At 58.5% G+C, this 17278-nt stretch carries 18 protein-coding genes; 7 read left to right on the forward strand and 11 right to left on the reverse strand.

Going from position 1 to position 17278, the window contains the following annotated elements:
- The first annotated feature begins 531 nt into the window (after window positions 1-531).
- On the forward strand, window positions 532-2262 hold the full coding sequence (argS, locus tag QDT79_RS18350) for an arginine--tRNA ligase (protein ID WP_107226334.1): 1731 nt from the start codon (window positions 532-534) through the stop codon (window positions 2260-2262).
- Between the two features lie 62 nt (window positions 2263-2324).
- Here argS and murJ read toward each other — a convergent pair whose 3' ends face one another.
- The 4 genes from murJ to rimJ form a co-directional block, all read right to left on the reverse strand.
- Window positions 2325-3860: a murein biosynthesis integral membrane protein MurJ gene (gene murJ, locus QDT79_RS18355; RefSeq protein ID WP_063990165.1), complete on the reverse strand. Its 1536-nt coding sequence runs from the start codon at window positions 3858-3860 to the stop codon at window positions 2325-2327.
- A 106-nt stretch (window positions 3861-3966) separates the two neighbouring features.
- The gene (locus tag QDT79_RS18360; protein ID WP_107226335.1) at window positions 3967-4887 is read right to left on the reverse strand and encodes a Gfo/Idh/MocA family protein; all 921 of its coding nucleotides are present in this window, start codon (window positions 4885-4887) and stop codon (window positions 3967-3969) included.
- Entirely contained in the window at window positions 4880-5527 is a 648-nt protein-coding gene (locus tag QDT79_RS18365) for a YceH family protein (RefSeq protein ID WP_063990167.1), read from the reverse strand. Before QDT79_RS18365 ends, QDT79_RS18360 begins: the two co-directional genes overlap by 8 nt.
- Window positions 5528-5536: 9 nt before the next feature.
- Window positions 5537-6121 (reverse strand): ribosomal protein S5-alanine N-acetyltransferase, encoded by a 585-nt coding sequence (rimJ, locus tag QDT79_RS18370; RefSeq protein ID WP_063990360.1) that lies wholly within the window; start codon window positions 6119-6121, stop codon window positions 5537-5539.
- 345 nt (window positions 6122-6466) lie between these two features.
- On the opposite strand from rimJ, the gene mdtH reads away from it, so the two are divergent.
- The 5 genes from mdtH (at window position 6467) to QDT79_RS18395 (ending at window position 11161) form a co-directional block, all read left to right on the forward strand.
- Window positions 6467-7672: a multidrug efflux MFS transporter MdtH gene (mdtH, locus tag QDT79_RS18375; protein ID WP_063990168.1), complete on the forward strand. Its 1206-nt coding sequence runs from the start codon at window positions 6467-6469 to the stop codon at window positions 7670-7672.
- A gap of 73 nt (window positions 7673-7745) precedes the next feature.
- The gene (locus tag QDT79_RS18380) at window positions 7746-7994 is read left to right on the forward strand and encodes a hypothetical protein (RefSeq protein ID WP_033647664.1); all 249 of its coding nucleotides are present in this window, start codon (window positions 7746-7748) and stop codon (window positions 7992-7994) included.
- Between the two features lie 127 nt (window positions 7995-8121).
- The gene (gene grxB, locus QDT79_RS18385; protein WP_308316893.1) at window positions 8122-8769 is read left to right on the forward strand and encodes a glutaredoxin 2; all 648 of its coding nucleotides are present in this window, start codon (window positions 8122-8124) and stop codon (window positions 8767-8769) included.
- 35 nt (window positions 8770-8804) lie between these two features.
- Window positions 8805-10445, forward strand: a complete 1641-nt coding sequence (locus QDT79_RS18390) for an ABC1 kinase family protein (RefSeq protein WP_308316894.1) — start codon at window positions 8805-8807, stop codon at window positions 10443-10445.
- Window positions 10446-10597: 152 nt separating this feature from the next.
- A complete protein-coding gene (locus tag QDT79_RS18395) occupies window positions 10598-11161 on the forward strand; it encodes a lipoprotein (protein WP_004927555.1) in 564 nt (187 codons plus the stop codon).
- Between the two features lie 56 nt (window positions 11162-11217).
- On the opposite strand, the gene yebF is transcribed toward QDT79_RS18395, so the two are convergent.
- From yebF to cspE, 5 genes are all read right to left on the reverse strand, one after another.
- Window positions 11218-11577, reverse strand: coding sequence for a protein YebF (yebF, locus tag QDT79_RS18400; protein WP_063990172.1), 360 nt, complete (start codon window positions 11575-11577; stop codon window positions 11218-11220).
- 71 nt (window positions 11578-11648) lie between these two features.
- On the reverse strand, window positions 11649-11957 hold the full coding sequence (yqfB, locus tag QDT79_RS18405) for a N(4)-acetylcytidine aminohydrolase (protein ID WP_004927562.1): 309 nt from the start codon (window positions 11955-11957) through the stop codon (window positions 11649-11651).
- Window positions 11958-11996: 39 nt separating this feature from the next.
- The gene (locus tag QDT79_RS18410; RefSeq protein ID WP_063990173.1) at window positions 11997-12320 is read right to left on the reverse strand and encodes a YebG family protein; all 324 of its coding nucleotides are present in this window, start codon (window positions 12318-12320) and stop codon (window positions 11997-11999) included.
- 88 nt (window positions 12321-12408) lie between these two features.
- The gene (gene dbpA, locus QDT79_RS18415) at window positions 12409-13791 is read right to left on the reverse strand and encodes an ATP-dependent RNA helicase DbpA (protein WP_063990174.1); all 1383 of its coding nucleotides are present in this window, start codon (window positions 13789-13791) and stop codon (window positions 12409-12411) included.
- A gap of 147 nt (window positions 13792-13938) precedes the next feature.
- A complete protein-coding gene (gene cspE, locus QDT79_RS18420; protein ID WP_004927572.1) occupies window positions 13939-14148 on the reverse strand; it encodes a transcription antiterminator/RNA stability regulator CspE in 210 nt (69 codons plus the stop codon).
- Between the two features lie 246 nt (window positions 14149-14394).
- Between cspE and purT the strand changes: the two genes are divergently transcribed.
- Entirely contained in the window at window positions 14395-15573 is a 1179-nt protein-coding gene (gene purT / locus QDT79_RS18425; protein WP_063990175.1) for a formate-dependent phosphoribosylglycinamide formyltransferase, read from the forward strand.
- A 34-nt stretch (window positions 15574-15607) separates the two neighbouring features.
- Here the strand turns inward: purT and QDT79_RS18430 are convergent, their stop codons facing one another.
- Entirely contained in the window at window positions 15608-15853 is a 246-nt protein-coding gene (locus QDT79_RS18430; RefSeq protein WP_063990176.1) for a YoaH family protein, read from the reverse strand.
- Between the two features lie 70 nt (window positions 15854-15923).
- On the reverse strand, window positions 15924-16925 hold the full coding sequence (locus QDT79_RS18435) for a glycosyltransferase (protein ID WP_308316895.1): 1002 nt from the start codon (window positions 16923-16925) through the stop codon (window positions 15924-15926).
- Window positions 16926-17278 lie beyond the last annotated feature (353 nt).

Genomic DNA, 17278 nt, shown 5'->3' on the forward strand with positions numbered 1-17278 from the left:
CACACTTTACTCACTTATCAAAGTCACAAAAAGGAAACAATCAACCCATTGTAAACAAAGATAATAAAATTCAATAATTAATGAAAAACTAAGGATTATCTTAATTTAGCCCCGGGCAATTGATTCATCAAGACAACTCGGCTACTTTGGAGGAAATTTCAATTCGAGATGATCATTATGTTATTGCTGACGATATCCTTGGTGTTGATAATTATCGCCGTATACGCCATCTACCGTCATTTCAAATCACGCCGCACCAACACGCTGGATGCCGGTCGCCGCAATAAAAAGCGCTAGTTTCGCCACTCTCCCCTTCGTACATTCTGTTCAGGCCATTCTGCGTTCACTTTCCGGTAATCAACGCGCCGCCTCCGACAACTGTTTCATCGCAGCGGCCGCGCCAACTGCTGACGGGCTCCGTCAGATCGGTTACAATTGCAGGCTGTTTTGTGGAGGCCGCCCATCGCGCCCGCCACCGTTGAATCCCGCAGGGGCTGGCTTCAGCCCCTCGTTCGTCATTAAGGTAACCCGGTGAATATTCAGGTTCTTCTTTCAGATAAAGTCAGCCAGGCGCTGATCGCCGCTGGCGCGCCAGCCGATTGCGAAGCGCAGGTCCGCCCTTCCGCCAAGGCGCAGTTTGGTGATTACCAGGCCAACGGCGTGATGTCCGTCGCCAAAAAGCTGGGCATGCCGCCCCGTCAGTTGGCGGAAAAAGTGGTGCAACTGCTGGATCTCGGCGACGTCGCCGGCAAAGTGGAAATCGCCGGTCCCGGCTTTATCAACATTTTCCTGAACAGCGACTGGGTCGCCCGCCAGGCCGATCAGGTGCTGAACGCACCGAAGCTGGGCATTGCGCCGGTTGAGCCGCAAACCATCGTTATCGACTACTCCGCGCCGAACGTGGCGAAAGAGATGCACGTCGGCCACCTGCGCTCCACCATCATCGGCGACGCCGCGGCGCGTACCCAGGCGTTTCTGGGCCATAAAGTGATCCGCGCCAACCACGTCGGCGACTGGGGCACCCAGTTCGGCATGCTGATTGCCTACCTGGAAAAAATGCAGAACGAAAACGCCAGCGATATGGGCCTGTCCGATCTCGAGCAGTTTTACCGCGAAGCCAAGAAACATTACGACGAAGACGCCGAGTTCGCCGAGCGCGCGCGCGCGTACGTCGTGAAGCTGCAGGGCGGCGATCAGTACTGCCTGAAAATGTGGCGTAAGCTGGTCGATATCACCATGGCGCAAAACCAGCTGACCTATAACCGCCTGAACGTCACGCTGACCGAAGACGACGTGATGGGCGAAAGCCTGTATAACGCGATGCTGCCGGGCATCGTCGCCGATCTGAAAACCAAGGGGCTGGCGGTGGAAAGCGAAGGCGCCACCGTGGTGTTCCTCGACGAATACAAGAACAAGGACGGCGACCCGATGGGCGTCATCATCCAGAAAAAGGATGGCGGCTACCTCTACACCACCACCGACATCGCCTGCGCCAAGTATCGCTACGAAACCCTGGGTGCCAATCGCGTCCTGTATTACATCGACTCCCGTCAGCATCAGCACCTGATGCAGGCCTGGACCATCGTGCGCAAGGCCGGTTACGTGCCGGAGTCCGTCTCGCTGGAACACCACATGTTCGGCATGATGCTGGGCAAAGACGGTAAGCCGTTCAAAACCCGCTCGGGAGGTACGGTGAAGCTCTCCGATCTGCTGGATGAGGCCATCGAACGCGCCGAACAGCTGATCGCCGGCAAAAACCCGGACATGCCGCAAGACGAAATGAAGACCGTGGCCCGCGTGGTCGGCATCGGCGCGGTGAAATACGCCGATCTGTCGAAAAGCCGCACCACCGACTATGTTTTCGACTGGGATAACATGTTGGCCTTCGAAGGCAATACCGCGCCTTACATGCAATACGCCTATACCCGTGTGGCATCGGTATTCAAACGCGCCGGGATCGACGAAAGCAGCCTGACGCTGCCGCTGACGCTGACCGAAGAGCGTGAAATTGCGCTGGCCACCCGCCTGCTGCAGTTCGAAGAGGTGCTCACCACCGTCGCGCGTGAAGGCACACCTCACGTCATGTGCAGCTACCTGTACGATCTGGCCGGCTTGTTCTCCGGTTTCTACGAGCACTGCCAGATCCTGAACGCCGACAGCGAAGAAGCGCGTCAGAGCCGCCTGAAGCTGGCGCTGCTGACCTCGAAAACGCTGAAAACCGGTCTGGATACGCTGGGCATCGAAACCGTCGAACGTATGTAAGCCGCACCGCGCAGAAAGTAAAAAGGTCGCCCAGGCGACCTTTTTTTGTTCTTGCCTTCGGCTCAGGCGACGCGGCGCGCAAAATCGCGCGGGCGGAAGCCCAACCCGGCCAGCACGCCAAAGTACGCCACCACACCGGCCACGACCACCGCCGCCAAGCGCAGCAAACGTTCCAGCATATTGCCCTGATCCCAGGCCGGCATCAGCCACATCGCGCCAATCAACACTGCCGACATCACCAGCACGGCGATCACCAGCTTGGTGAGGAACAACGCCCAACCCGGCTGTGGCTGGAAGATCTTCTGCTTGCGCAGCTGCCAATACAGCAGCGCGGCGTTCAGGCAGGCCGCCAAACCGATCGACAGCGCCAGGCCGGCATGCTTCAGCGGACCAATAAACGCCAGGTTCATCACCTGCGTCATGATCAGCGTGATGATGGCGATCTTGACCGGCGTTTTGATGTCCTGCCGTGAATAGAAGCCCGGCGCCAGCACTTTAACCACGATCAGCCCCATCAGCCCTACCGAGTAAGCCACCAGCGCGCGTTGCGTCATCGCCGCGTCAAAGGCGCTGAACTTGCCGTACTGGAACAGCGAAACGGTCAACGGCTTGGCCAAAATGCCCAGCGCAATGGCGCTCGGCAACGCCAGCAAGAAGCACAGGCGCAGCCCCCAATCCATCAGGCGCGAATACTCGTCGTGGTTGCCGCTCGAGAAGCTTTTGGCCAGCGACGGCAGCAGGATGGTGCCCAAGGCCACGCCCAGCACGCCGGAAGGAAACTCCATCAGGCGGTCGGCGTAGTACATCCAAGACACCGAGCCGGACACCAGGAACGAAGCGAAAATGGTGTTGATGATCAGCGAGATTTGGCTGACCGACACCCCGAGGATCGCCGGCCCCATCTGGCGCATCACGCGCCAAACCCCGGCATCGCCCAGCTTGAGGCGCGGCAATACCAGCATGCCTATCTTGCGCAGGTGCGGCAGCTGATACCCCAGCTGCAGCACGCCGCCCACCACCACCGCCCAGGCCAACGCCAGCACCGGCGGGTGGAAATACGGGGCGGCAAACAGCGCGAAGCCGATCATGCTGACGTTAAGCAACGTGGGCGCAAAGGCCGGAATCGAGAAGCGGTTCCAGGTATTGAGGATCGCCCCCACCAGTGACGCCAGTGAGATCAACAGAATATAGGGGAATGTGATGCGCAGCAGCGCCGACGTCAGAGCAAACTTGTCGGGCGTATCGGTAAAGCCCGGCGCAGTAATGTAAATCACCCAGGGCGCGGCCAGCATGCCCAGCACCGTCACCACCGCCAGCACCAGCGTCAACAGCCCGGAGACATAGGCGATAAAGGTGCGCGTCGCCTCTTCACCCTGTTGGCTCTTGTACTCGGCCAGGATCGGCACGAAGGCCTGCGAAAATGCCCCTTCGGCAAAGATACGGCGTAACAGATTAGGGAGTTTGAACGCCACGAAAAAGGCGTCCGTTGCCATGCCGGCCCCGAACACGCGCGCGACGATCGCATCACGGGCAAAGCCCAACACCCGCGAAAACATCGTCATCGAGCTGACGGCAGCCAAGGATTTGAGTAGGTTCATGTGGTTGTCTGATAGGTACCGTAAATATCAACGCCTGCAACAGCAGGCGTCAGTGAAACAATCGGCTCAGTTTACGCATCCGGAAAAGAATAGCTACCGCCATATGTTACATAGAGTTATCCCGCAGCAGACGCTCGACCACCCGCTGGGCAAGCAGCGCCTGTTCGCCGCCGGTTTCCGGCGCGCTCTGATTGGCAACGGCATTAAGGAAATGCCGCACCGCACCGTCGAAGCCGCGTTGCACCAGCGTGCTTTGCCAGCCCGGCACCGGCTGTTCCAACTCGCCCTGCGCATCTTCACGCAGCCAGTGGCGCATATCGGTCAACTGATACAGCGCGCCGTCGGTCACCGCCAGCACGCTTTCGCGCTGGCTGCCGCCGCGGCGATGCATGCTGGTCGTCACCTGCGTGCCCCCGCAGGCGAAGTGGTGCTCGGCGTACAGCATTTCGCCTGCGGCGTTGGCGCACAAGCTGCCGCTCAGCAGTTGTTCGCTTCCGCCCGCCAGCCACAGCGCAGTGTCCACCACGTGCAGGTAATCATCCAACAGGGTAAAACGCAGATCGTGCGGGCCGACGCTGTCCGCCCGATGTTTATCCATGCGAATGGAGGCCGGCTGATTCATTTGCTGTTTGAGCTGCCGGTAAAGCGGCGCGAAACGGCGGTTGAACCCCACCATCAGCGTTTTGCCTCGCCGCTCGGCCAACTCAAGCAACTGCTCGCCCTGCTCCAGCGTTTCCGCCAGCGGTTTATCGACGTAAACGTGCACGCCGCGGTTCAGCAGCTCGCCGATTACCGAGAAATGGCTGGCGGTGCTGCTGTGAACAAAGACCGCGTCACACTGTTCGGCCAGGCTGTCCAGACGGGAGAAACAGGCCATGCGATAGCTGTCGCACAGCGGTTGCGCTTTTTGCTGATTGGGCGAAAAACCGCCCACCAGCGTCCAATCCGCCGCCTGGCCGAGTATTGGCAGGTAAGCCTTCTGCGCAATACTGCCCAATCCCACCACGCCCACACGCAATTTAGTCATTCGCATCCCTCACCAACAAGTGTTGCAACTGCCGTTTCAGCTCCGCCACTTCGCTTTCCAATGCGCTAACCCTGGCGCTCAGTTCGCCGTCGTCCTCAGATTCGAACGCCGCCGGCGGCGCTTCATCAATCTGGCCGCTGAACAGATGCATGAACCGGCTTTCACGCTTGCCCGGTTCACGCGCCAGGCGCACCACGAACGGGCCATCTTCGCGCGTGGCGAGCTGCTGCAGCACCTGTTCGACCTCGCTGACATCGTTGAACTCGTGCATCCGGTTGGTGCGGGTGCGCAGCTCGCCCGGCGTTTGCGCGCCGCGCAGCAATAAGGTGGCGATCACCGCCAGTTCGGCGGGCGAGAGTTTCAGTTGGCCGAACTCGGAGTTGCAAAACCGCTGTTCGTACTTCACCACCCGGTTGCCAAACCCGCTGAGGGTGCGCAGGAAATGTTTGCGCAGCAACAGATCGAGCAGTTGCTGCACCTCGCTTTCGCTCAGATCCATCACCGGCTCGCGGTTGGTTTTTTGATTGCATGCCAGGGTAATGGCGTTAAGCGAAAGTGGGTATTGGTCCGGGGTCGTGACCTGTTTTTCCAACAGGCAGCCGATGACCCGCGCCTCTCTGGCGTTCAATTCATATTTCATCGTTTGGCCTCAACGTGGGGGTAGCCACTCTTTATTGGTGTATGCCGTCAAAACGTGGTCTTGCCACTGGCCGTCGATCAGCAGGTAATCCTTGGCGTAACCTTCGCGTTCGAATCCCAGACGCGTCAGCAGTGCGCCGCTGCGCTGGTTGTGCGGCATATAGTTGGCCATGATGCGGTGCATGCGCTGTTGGCGTAGCATATAGCGCATGGCGGACTGCAGGGCTTCGAACATCAGCCCTTGCCCCTGCCATTTCTCCCCCAGCGAATAGCCGAGGAAACAGGCATGAAACGAACCGCGCAGCACGTTGCTGAAGTTCGCCACGCCGCGCACTTCCTGTTCTTCCGGATCGAGCAGAATAAAATAGTAGGCGCTGCCCTGCTTTTGCATTTCGGTGATCATGCCCAGGCGCGCCTGCCAGCCGGAAGGATAACAATGGCTTTCGTCGCGCACCGGCTCCCAGGGTTTGAGAAAGGTCCGGTTCTCGGCATAATAGTCCGCCAGGCGATAGGCATCCCGTTCATGCACTAAACGGACCACCATCCGGTCGGTAGTAAGACGTACTTTTGGCGATGCAGAGCGATAGCCGAACATCATTTCCCCCGCAGTCAAAACGGTTCGATAAGAAGTATTTATTAGGAAGCCGAGCGGATCATTATCCTGTGCCGATCTTTTGCCATGGTTTTATTTTGCCAATAGCACCGCAGAACTGCACTTCCCTGCATTCAATATAACCGTAGCCCGCCCCCGAGGTAAAATACCGGCCGCTCAGTAAATCGCCGAATACGCGTTTTACGGCGTTTTTCCGCCAATTTTGCTGCTTAGGTAACACCTTGACGATAAAAAAATATTATCTATGCCGCCCCTGTCGCCGTACGGGAATTGGGTAGAGAATGGAACGGCTGTCTCTCCTTCTTTCTTGATTGCTCATGGTGAAGCATGTCTCTGGTGTCGCAAGCGCGCAGCTTGGGTAAATATTTTCTGTTGCTCGATAACCTGCTGGTGGTTTTAGGCTTCTTTGTCGTTTTTCCGCTTATTTCGATCCGCTTTGTCGATCAATTAGGATGGGCGGCGCTGATCGTCGGCATCGCGCTGGGTTTGCGCCAGCTGTTGCAACAAGGGCTCGGCATCTTTGGCGGCGCCATCGCCGATCGCTTCGGCGCCAAGCCGATGATCGTCACCGGCATGTTGCTGCGCGCCGCCGGTTTCGCCACCATGGCGATGGCCGATGAACCCTGGATCCTGTGGTTCTCTTGTGCCCTGTCCGCACTCGGCGGCACGTTATTCGATCCGCCGCGCACCGCTTTGGTGATCAAGCTGACCCGCCCGCACGAACGCGGCCGTTTTTTCTCGCTGCTGATGATGCAGGATAGCGCCGGAGCGGTAATCGGCGCGCTGATCGGCAGTTGGCTACTGCAGTACGATTTCCACTTTGTCTGCTGGGTTGGGGCGGCGATCTTCGTGCTGGCCGCCGGCTGGAACGCCTGGCTACTGCCGGCTTACCGCATCTCTACCGTGCGCATACCGATGAAGGAAGGCATGTTGCGGGTCCTGCGCGATCGCCGCTTCCTCACCTATGTCCTGACGCTGACCGGTTATTACATGTTAGCGGTACAGGTGATGCTGATGATGCCGATCGTGGTCAACGAAATCGCCGGTTCACCGGCGGCGGTGAAATGGATGTATGCGATTGAAGCGGCGCTGTCGTTGTCGCTGCTCTATCCGTTGGCGCGTTGGGGAGAAAAACACTTCCGGCTTGAGCAGCGCCTGATGGCGGGCCTGTTGCTGATGACGCTCAGCCTGCTGCCGATCGGTCTCGCCACCAGTTTGCAGGGCGTGTTCACGCTGATCTGTTGCTTCTATCTGGGATCGATCATCGCCGAACCGGCGCGCGAAACGCTGAGCGCTTCGCTGGCCGATCCACGTGCGCGCGGCAGCTATATGGGCTTTAGTCGCCTGGGTCTGGCGCTGGGCGGCGCGTTGGGTTATACCGGCGGCGGTTGGATGTACGATACCGGGCGGACGATGAACATGCCGGAGCTACCCTGGTTGCTGCTGGGGGCAGTGGGCTTCGCTACGTTGCTGGCGCTGTACTGGCAGTTCAGCCCGCGGCGCAGTGCGTCGATGCTGCTTCCCGGCGGTTAACGCCATAGAAATCCGGCCGAATCGGCAACAGCTGCTATCCTGTTAGTAAAAACACCCACAGGAGCCCGTCGGCATGAGCGAAGAAGCAAAATTACCGCAACTACTCGAACATATGATACTGAACTTGCGTATGATTTATGCGCGTTCCACCCTGGTGGAAAAGGCACTGGCCCATATCCTCGCCAGCGACGCCGGCCTGAAAAACGATATTATCAAACAGCTGCAGGTCGTCACCGCCACCAACGAACGTGACAGAATCGACCTCGAAGAAGCTCGCAATCACCTGATCGATGTGCTCAACTCAGTACCGGCCAAGAAATAACGCCCCCTAGCCCGCGCCGGCGCGCGGGCAATATCGCAATAACGCACCATCCAACACACGCACGTCAAGACAGCCTCGATAAGCTGTGGTAACTATTGCTGTTAAAACCTGACAACCCGGAGCAAGCATGAAACTGTTCATTTACGATCATTGCCCATTCTGCGTTAAAGCCCGCATGATTTTTGGCCTGAAACGTCTGCCGATTCGCCTGGTCACATTGCTCAACGACGATGAGGCGACCCCGTTCAACCTGATCGGCCAAAAAATGGTGCCTATCCTGGTCAAAGACAACGGCGATGCGGTGCCGGAAAGCCTGGATATCGTGCACTATGTCGACAACCTTGACGGCAAGCCGGTGCTGACCGGCCGCATCAACCCGGCCATTGCCGAGTGGCTGCAGCGGGTCGGCGGTTACAGCGCAAAATTGCTGTTGCCGCGTATTGCGCATGCCGATTTCGAAGAGTTTGCCACCGACAGCGCCCGCCGTTACTTTATCGATAAAAAGCAGGCGTCTATCGGCGATTTTGCCGAGCATCTCGCCAACAGTGCCGATCTGATCGCCGAACTGGAAGCCGACCTGCAAACGCTGTCGCCGCTGATCGCCTCCGCCGACGCGGTGAACGGCGAACTGTCCGAGGACGATATCCACCTGTTCCCGCTGCTGCGCTCATTGTCGATCGTCGCCGGCGTTGCGCTGCCGGATAACGTGGAGGCCTACCGCAACCGCATGGCACAGCGCAGCGAGGTGCCGTTGCTGCTGGATATGGAACAATAACGTTCAAGAATGACAAATAAGGATATGGCGTACTGATGTTGAAAATGGTGCTCGCCACCGCTCGCGATCGGGCGCGGCTGAAGGAAATTACCTCCGTTCTGATTCGTTATGGCCTGCAAGACGTTCTGCGTCTGCTGGGCTTGGGGGCTTTGCTGCGCGGCGCCCGCGCTGAATCCGCCCAACAGGACGCACAAACCCTGCCTGAGCGGCTGCGCGAAGCGCTCGAGGCGCTGGGCCCTACCTTCGTCAAATTCGGTCAGATCCTGGCCACGCGTTCCGACCTGCTGGATCCGGCCTGGACCGACGAACTGGATCGCCTGCACAGCCAGGCAGCGGTGTTGCCATGGGAAACGCTGGCGCCGCAGATCGTTGCCGACCTGGGCGGCGAGCCCGAGCGACTGTTCGCAGAATTCGATCGTACGCCGCTGGCGGCGGCGTCGATGGCGCAAATCTACCGCGCACGCCTGCGCAGCGGCGAACAGGTCGTGGTCAAAGTGCTGCGGCCCGGCCTGGCGAAAACCATCCACGCCGATCTGCGGCTGCTGGCCTCGCTGGCGGAAACCGTGGAGCAGCAGAGCCCCGCGCTGGCGCGCTATCGGCCGCGGCAGATGGTCAGAGCGCTGGCGACGGCGCTCAATCATGAACTGGATTTGACCCACGAAGGGCATAACTGCGACCGCGTCGCCGGGATGTTTGCGCGTCAACCTGACGTCGTCGTGCCGAAAATCTATTGGCAATGGTCTTCCCCACGCCTGCTAGTGCAGGAATACTTGCCCGGCACCGCGCCGGAAAACCCTCAGCAGCTGGCGGCAGCGGGCTTTGACGGACCGCTGCTGGCGCAACGCGGCGCCCGCGCCTTTATGAGCATGGTGCTGGAACATCGGCTGTATCACGCCGACCCACATCCCGGCAACGTCATGGCGCTGAGCGATGACCGCGTCGGCTTTATCGACTTCGGCATGGTGGGCCAGCTGTCCGAGCGGCGACGCAATCAGTTGCTCCTGCTGCTGCAGGCCATCGCCGATCGTCAGTCCGAAGGTATCGTCAACACGCTGATCGCCTGGTCGGACAGCGAACCGCTGGATCTGATGGATCTGGAGCTGGCGGCGCAAAACTTTCTCGACAAACAGGCCGCTGCCACCCTGACGTTGGGCAAGGCCCTGACCGATCTGCTGGTGATGGCACGTGAACACCAGCTGGCGCTGCCGCCCGATCTGGTGTTGCTGTTCAAGGCGTTAATCACCGCCGACGGCGTGCTGCACCGATTGGATCCGGCCTTCGACATCGTCGCCACGCTCAAACCGATGCTGCAACACACGGTGCTGCAACGCTATGCCCCCGCTGCCGTGCGCCAGCGGTTATTGGCCTTAGGCGGGGAAGCGCTCGACGCCGGAGAAGAGCTGCCGCAAACCCTGCGGCTATTGGTTCGCCGCCTAAAACGCGGGCAGCTCAATGCCGATATCAACGTCAGTAATCTTGGCCAGTTGAGCAAAGCGCTGGAACGCGCCGCCGTCACCCTGGCTATCGCCATCGTCACCGCCGCTTTTGCCCTGGGGCTGGCGCCTTATCTGATGCATTCGTCGCTGCGGCTGTGGGGCATTCCGCTGTTCCCGCTGTTGGGGAGCGCGGCCTGCCTGGCCGGCGTGGTGCTCTTGGCGCTGCGATTGCGGCGCTGACGCTTTCGGCGTTATCCGATAGGTGTCGCCCGCTTTTGCGCGCACTATCCTCAGCACATCGCCTTCTGCCGTTTTCACGCACAGGTGGAACGTTTATAATGATTAATCAATTATCTGCAGCACTTTTCGCCAGCAGTCGCAATGAGGCATTAATGAAGAAGATCCTGATGGGCGCAGCCGCCCTGCTGTTCGCCGGCGTATTGGCCGGTTGCAATCAACTGACCCAGTACACTCTGAGCGAGCAGGAAGTGAATGATTACCTGCAAAAGCACAACGACTATCAGAAGCAGATCGGCGTGCCCGGCCTGGTGGACGCCAACATCGTGCTGACGCAGCTGCAAAGCCAGATCGGCCGCAGCGAGCCGGGTAAAGTCACCCTTTCCGGCGACGCCAAGGTCAACATCACGTCGATTCTCGGCCCGCAGGCGGCGGATCTGAAACTGACGCTGAAAGCGCAGCCGGTGTACGACCGTGCACAGGGCGCCATTTACCTGAAAGACATGGAACTGACCGATTACAGCGTGCAGCCGGAAAAAATGCAGACGGTGATGAAAGCGCTGACGCCATATCTGAACCAGTCGCTGAAGTCTTATTTCGACCAAAAGCCGGCTTATGTGCTGAATCCTGACAACAGCAAAACCGAAGCGCTGGCGAAAAAACTGGCGAAGGGATTGGAAGTGAAACCGGGTGAGTTGGTGATACCGTTTAGCGACTGACCGCGTCTTGATGCATCAAGCCCGCCGCCAGGCGGGCTTTTTATTGCGGAAAACGATTACTGCGGCGCGCTGTAGGCGATCTCGCCCGTGTTGCAGTTGAGCGTCACATTGTAGGTTTTATCCACTTTGGTGCCACGCACCGTCAGCGGCACCTGCCATACCTGATCCTTGCCGGTGATGGCATCCGGGCTGACCCAGGCGATCGGGGTAGCGGTGCCCAGCAGTTTTTTGTCCGCCTCCCAGCGCGTAATGCGGTTCTGCAAGAAATCACGCTTGACCTGGGCGGCAATATCCGCCGGCTGCAGACCGGCACACTGCCCCACCTTGGCGGTGCGTTGCTCTTGATCCTGCGCCCACACCGCAGTCGATGCTCCCATCATGGCCAACAAGGCGATAGCCAAACCCGTTTTTTTCATCTCTCCTCCCGTTGTGATTAGCGCTATCCGGGCGCCCATCCCTGGCTCACAACAGGGTTTCGGCAACGGGTTTACCGTTTGACAAACTCGATGACAAACAGCGCATCCAAGCCCGGATAGATTTCCTTGATCACCTGCTTCAGTTCGCCGAGCGACATGTTCTCCTGCTGTGCGTGGCGTTCGGTCAGCGCATCCAGACGCACCGGCGTTACCGACAGCACTTCGATAAAGCAGAAAAATACGCCGTCTTCATTGCGGCTTACGCGCAATACCTCGCCCGGTTCGAAGTGCGATTCACTGGCATCCCGAATGGTGATGGTTTTACGCCCGGCCAGAATGTCTTGCTCAAAGCGGCTGAAGAAAGTTATTTCACGGCTCATTTTAGATCCTTTTTCATCACAACACCGCAACATAAGTCATTATGCCGCTTGCTTTTCTGACGCAGATCCCTCTTTTGAGTTAGAGACCGTTTTTTTGGCTTTGTTTTCCGCCGGTTTTTTAGCGGTTTCCGCCGGCGATGCGCCGCGCAGAATCAGACCCAGCGCATCCTTATTCTCTGCCAGGAAGAAACTCAGCCCTTCGCGCTGTTCGTCGTCCAGGTTCAGCGGCGCCTGTTGCAGCCACTCTCCGAGGTTATCCGCCAAATCCAGCATTTTGTCGTAGGCGTCGGCTTCTTTCTTGCTCGCGAAAGTCATTTTTTCCTCACCGTTTCTCACCACCACATATTTAACTTCAACCGCCATGCGTGCGTCCTCAAATACTCAAATTACTGTAAATATATACAGTATAAATAGATAGTGGCGGGAAGGCAAACCGCCGCCCGCCTTCGGCTTATTTCAGCAGCCGCACCTTGCAGCTCTTGCCTTTGATTTTGCCCTGTTGCAGCTGTTGCAGCGCCTTGCGCGCGCTGGCTTTACGGATCGCGACGTAGGCGTGCACCGGGAACATGTCGATCTTGCCCACTTCCGCCGCCGTCAGCCCGGCATCGCCGGTCAGCGCACCAAGGATATCGCCGGGGCGGATCTTCGCCTTGCGGCCGCCGTCGATGCACAGCGTTACCATCTCCGCCTCCAGCGAGCCGTTGGCCGCCCCGCTCAGCTCGGACACCGGTGCCCAATCGACGGCCATCTGCAGGTAGTCTTCAATCGCATGCGCCCGCGCCATTTCCTGCGGCGTGCACAGGCTGATCGCCAGCCCGCTCATGCCGGCGCGCCCGGTACGACCGATACGGTGCACATGCACTTCGGGATCGAACGCCAGTTCGTAGTTAACCACCAGCTCCAGTTCTTTGATGTCCAGCCCGCGAGCGGCGACATCGGTCGCCACCAGCACCCGGCAACTGCGGTTGGCGAAGCGCACCAACACCTGGTCGCGATCGCGCTGCTCCAGATCGCCATGCAGCGCCAGTGCGCTGATGCCGCGGGCCTCCAGGGCCTCAAGCACCGTTTGACAATCGCGTTTGGTATTGCAGAACACTACGCAGGACGCGGGTTGATGATAACGAATGGCCGACACCAGCAGCGCCGGGCGCTGATCGCGCGTGGTTTCATAGAAGCGTTGTTCGATGGCGGTCTGCGCTTCGTCATCGTCCACTTCGACGCTCAACGGCTGGCGCTGAACGCGATCGCTGATGCGTTCGATGCCTGTCGGGTAGGTGGCGGAAAACAGCAGCGTCTGACGCTGCGGCGGCGTATAGCTGATCACATCGTCGATGTCGTCAGCGAAGCCCATGTCCAGCATGCGGTCGGCCTCATCCAGCACCAGCACCTTCAGCTCGTCCAGCAGCAGCGTTTTCTTGCGCAGATGCTCCTGAATGCGTCCCGGTGTCCCCACCACGATGTGTGGCGCGTGCACCAGCGAATCGAGCTGTGGCCCCATCGGTTGACCGCCGCACAGCGTCAGGATTTTGATGTTTTGCGTGAAACGCGCCAGGCGACGCAGCTCTTTGCTCACCTGATCGGCCAACTCACGGGTGGGACAGAGCACCAGCGCCTGCGTGGCGACCTGAGCGACGACGATATTATTCAGCAGACCAATGCCGAATGCCGCCGTTTTACCGCTGCCGGTTTTCGCCTTTGCGCGCACGTCTCTCCCTTGCAGGATGGCGGGCAACGCGGCGGCCTGTACCGGCGTCATTTTGGCGTACCCCAGTTCGTTGAGGTTGGCCAACTGTTCGGCTGGCAGCGGCAGGGAAGAAAAAGAAACTGTGCTCACGGCGATAACTCTTATATGACGAATGGAATGGCGGCGCGCCCGCAGGTTGGCGCCGAATCAGCGCTAAATGATAACAGAGATGGGCGGCGTTACGGGGTGCGAGCATAAAAAAACCCGCCGGCGGCGGGTTTCTCGGCGGCTCAGTCGTTAAATAGCAACGACGTTGGCGGCGGCAGGGCCACGTTGGCTGTCCTGGATGGAGAACTCAACCTGCTGGCCTTCAGCCAGGGTCTTGAAACCATCGCTAACGATAGCGGAAAAATGAACGAAAACGTCTTTAGAACCGTCGGCAGGCGTGATGAAGCCGAAGCCTTTGCTTTCGTTGAACCATTTTACGTGACCGGTGATCTTGCTCATTTGTGTTTCCTTTACTTGATAAACCTGCCTTGACGGCACGAGACGCGAAAACCTTGCTATATGTAGGCCTTCTTTCGCCGTCGCTTATTAACGCACAATCGTCCATACAGGGCAAATATTTCTGCTTGTCATAAAAACAGTAAGTTAGCAACAAACTTGGCGCGGCGGCTGTGCACGCAATCGTTTTCGTATATACTGCCCGCCGATCATCAATCCGCTTACTTTCACCGATCCAGGTACGAAACTATGTTAACGATTGGAACCGCCCTGCGCCCTTCCGCCACCCGCGTTATGTTGCTCGGCTCCGGGGAGCTGGGTAAAGAAGTCGCCATTGAATGCCAGCGCCTCGGCCTGGAAGTGATCGCCGTCGATCGCTACCCCGACGCCCCCGCCATGCATGTGGCGCACCGCAGCCACGTCATCAATATGCTGGACGGAGACGCGCTGAAAGCCGTTATCGAACAAGAGCGGCCGGACTATATCGTTCCCGAAATCGAAGCGATCGCTACCGCCATGCTGGTCGAACTTGAACGCCAGGGTCACCGCGTAGTGCCCTGCGCCGAAGCCACGCGCCTGACCATGAACCGTGAAGGCATCCGCCGTCTGGCGGCGGAAGAACTTGGCCTGCCCACCTCCAGCTACCGCTTTGCCGACAGCGAGGCGACTTTCCGGCAGGCGGTCGAGCACATCGGCTACCCGTGCATCGTCAAACCGGTGATGAGTTCTTCCGGCAAAGGACAAAGCCTGATCCGCACGCCTGAGCAGCTGCAAAGCGCCTGGGATTACGCCCAACAGGGCGGCCGCGCCGGCGGCGGTCGGGTGATCGTCGAAGGGCTGGTAAGATTCGATTTTGAAATTACGTTGCTGACCATCAGCGCCGTGGACGGCGTGCATTTCTGCGAGCCGATCGGCCATCGTCAGGAGGATGGGGACTACCGCGAATCCTGGCAGCCGCAGCGCATGTCAGCCGCGGCGTTGAGCCGTGCTCAGGCTATCGCGGAGAAGGTGGTGAAAGCCCTGGGCGGTTTCGGCCTGTTCGGCGTGGAGCTGTTCGTCTGTGGCGACGAAGTGATCTTCAGCGAGGTGTCACCGCGCCCGCACGATACCGGCATGGTCACGTTGATCTCACAGGATCTGTCCGAGTTCGCTCTGCACGTTCGCGCCTTTCTCGGGTTGCCGATTGGCGCCATCCGCCAGTTCGGCCCTTCCGCTTCGGCGGTGATCCTGCCACAGCTTACCAGCAGCGATGTGCGCTTCAGCGGCCTGGAAAACGCGCTGCGCGGGCACAACCAGCTGCGCCTGTTCGGCAAACCGGAGATCGCCGGGCAGCGTCGCCTGGGCGTAGCACTGGCGACGGCGAGCACGACGGAACAGGCGGTGGAGCAAGCAAAACAAGCCGCCGCCGCCGTGGCGGTCAACGGCTGATACTCACGGGGCCGCTTACGCGGCCCCGATAACGTCAATAGTCTTCGTCATCTTCAGCATCGTCATCCCGCGACGCCTCCGGTGCGGCCTCATGCTGCTCGTCTTCATCATCCTCATCGAACAGTACCGCAACCTGAGCGCCCTGATGCTTCTCGCGAATTTCCTGCGCAACGCGAGCAATGGCTTCACCGCTGCTCATGCCCTGCTCCATCAGTTGATGGATACGATCCGCCGCTTCCTGCTGCTCCGCGTGACTCAGTAATGGCATACCTGCATGCATGTGTCGTTCTCTCCGGCAAAAGGGAGAAGGAGTATACGCGCTAACGCGGCGGATCCCAACGTCTTGTGCCTCAGACCGGTTGCGAACAGCCGCTTTCGCTGCGCCACTGCTTCAGCCGATGCCGCCACAGCATGACATGCCACCCCTGTTTCAGGCCGCGCGCATTAGCGAACATCGCTCTGTCGATGCCGCGCTGATAGAACTCTTCGGTGATTTGACTCTGGGCAGCCGGATCCGGTTCACGACGAATGCTGTGGCAAATGCCCAGCGCTTCGCGGGTGATTTGCCAATGGAAAGCCGGGCGAATGGCGACAGTGCCCGCATAGCGCCGGTTGAGCCGCTCCAACATTTCGACGATTTTCATATAGTGGCGTTGATAATCTACGTTCGCCTGGCCGGTGCGACGACGGTTGCTGATCGATTTGTCGTGTACCCGTTGGCGGTACAGCGGCGTACTTAAATATTTGACCCGTTGGGCATTAAACATGACTTCCGTCGTCCAGGGAATATCCTGATGATGTAACCCCGGCTCGAAATAAAGCCGATGCTGGCGAATAAAGTCAAGGCGATATATTGCCAGCCATACAACGTGAATAAACTTTCGCGATTTCAGCGCACGTTCAAACCACTGTACGCCGGTGATAACGTCGGTGGTCTGTAAGCGACCCTGTGGAAAAATCGGCTGCAATTCGTCTTGGCTGGTGAAATAGCGCTCGCCATTACATTGCATTACGTCTAATTGGTGGTGCTCCGCCTGTTCCAGCAGCGTAGAATACATGTCCGGCGCCAGCAAATCGTCGGCATCGGGAAACGCCACGTATTTACCCCGGGCAACGGCGAGCCCGGCATTACGCGCGTTAGAAACGCCGGCGTTAGCCTGATCGATCACACGAATATGCGGATGCACCGCCGCGTAACGGTGCGCTATTTCCCCCGAACCATCGGTGGAACCATCGTTGACGATGATCACCTCCAACCGTTGCTCGCGCTGGGCCAGCAGCGAAGCCAGGAAAGGCTCCAATAACTCCCCCGCATTGTGCATCGGGACGATCACGCTCAGCATTAACGACATAGGCAGCTCTTCAATGATAATGTAACAAAATAATAATTTTATTTTTCTAAAAGACCCATTCGGTTCGGCGCACGCTTGAAATAGGCGTGAAACCTCTAAATTGCCGCAGTGGCAATGGGGCCGAACTTGGCTTTCTTTTTCAAACCAGCGCCAGAAAAGCGCTGAGTAATTAATCCATTAATTCCAAAGGGCGGCGACGCTGGTTAAAATCAGGCAACGCCACGCCGCTCCCGCATCTAATAACAAGCAGAAATAATAAATTTATGAAATCAACGAATCTTTTTTATATCTCTCGGGTCTTGCGCCCTCGATAAATAGGCTTCCAGTGCATTTGACGTTAAATTTTTAACATA

The sequence above is a fragment of the Serratia marcescens genome (assembly GCF_029846115.1).
GTDB classification, from domain to species: Bacteria; Pseudomonadota; Gammaproteobacteria; order Enterobacterales; family Enterobacteriaceae; genus Serratia; species Serratia marcescens_L.

Excerpts from the sequence above, each read along its gene's own strand:
- QDT79_RS18410 (WP_063990173.1), bottom strand. The coding sequence starts at position 12,320 with ATGGCGGTTGAAGTTAAATATGTGGTGGTGAGAAACGGTGAGGAAAAA.
- rimJ (WP_063990360.1), bottom strand. The coding sequence starts at position 6,121 with ATGTTCGGCTATCGCTCTGCATCGCCAAAAGTACGTCTTACTACCGAC.
- mdtH (WP_063990168.1), top strand. The coding sequence starts at position 6,467 with ATGTCTCTGGTGTCGCAAGCGCGCAGCTTGGGTAAATATTTTCTGTTG.
- yebF (WP_063990172.1), bottom strand. The coding sequence starts at position 11,577 with ATGAAAAAAACGGGTTTGGCTATCGCCTTGTTGGCCATGATGGGAGCA.
- QDT79_RS18390 (WP_308316894.1), top strand. The coding sequence starts at position 8,805 with ATGTTGAAAATGGTGCTCGCCACCGCTCGCGATCGGGCGCGGCTGAAG.
- QDT79_RS18435 (WP_308316895.1), bottom strand. The coding sequence starts at position 16,925 with ATGTCGTTAATGCTGAGCGTGATCGTCCCGATGCACAATGCGGGGGAG.
- QDT79_RS18360 (WP_107226335.1), bottom strand. The coding sequence starts at position 4,887 with ATGACTAAATTGCGTGTGGGCGTGGTGGGATTGGGCAGTATTGCGCAG.
- yqfB (WP_004927562.1), bottom strand. The coding sequence starts at position 11,957 with ATGAGCCGTGAAATAACTTTCTTCAGCCGCTTTGAGCAAGACATTCTG.
- QDT79_RS18380 (WP_033647664.1), top strand. The coding sequence starts at position 7,746 with ATGAGCGAAGAAGCAAAATTACCGCAACTACTCGAACATATGATACTG.
- cspE (WP_004927572.1), bottom strand. The coding sequence starts at position 14,148 with ATGAGCAAGATCACCGGTCACGTAAAATGGTTCAACGAAAGCAAAGGC.
- purT (WP_063990175.1), top strand. The coding sequence starts at position 14,395 with ATGTTAACGATTGGAACCGCCCTGCGCCCTTCCGCCACCCGCGTTATG.
- QDT79_RS18365 (WP_063990167.1), bottom strand. The coding sequence starts at position 5,527 with ATGAAATATGAATTGAACGCCAGAGAGGCGCGGGTCATCGGCTGCCTG.
- grxB (WP_308316893.1), top strand. The coding sequence starts at position 8,122 with ATGAAACTGTTCATTTACGATCATTGCCCATTCTGCGTTAAAGCCCGC.
- QDT79_RS18430 (WP_063990176.1), bottom strand. The coding sequence starts at position 15,853 with ATGCATGCAGGTATGCCATTACTGAGTCACGCGGAGCAGCAGGAAGCG.
- murJ (WP_063990165.1), bottom strand. The coding sequence starts at position 3,860 with ATGAACCTACTCAAATCCTTGGCTGCCGTCAGCTCGATGACGATGTTT.
- QDT79_RS18395 (WP_004927555.1), top strand. The coding sequence starts at position 10,598 with ATGAAGAAGATCCTGATGGGCGCAGCCGCCCTGCTGTTCGCCGGCGTA.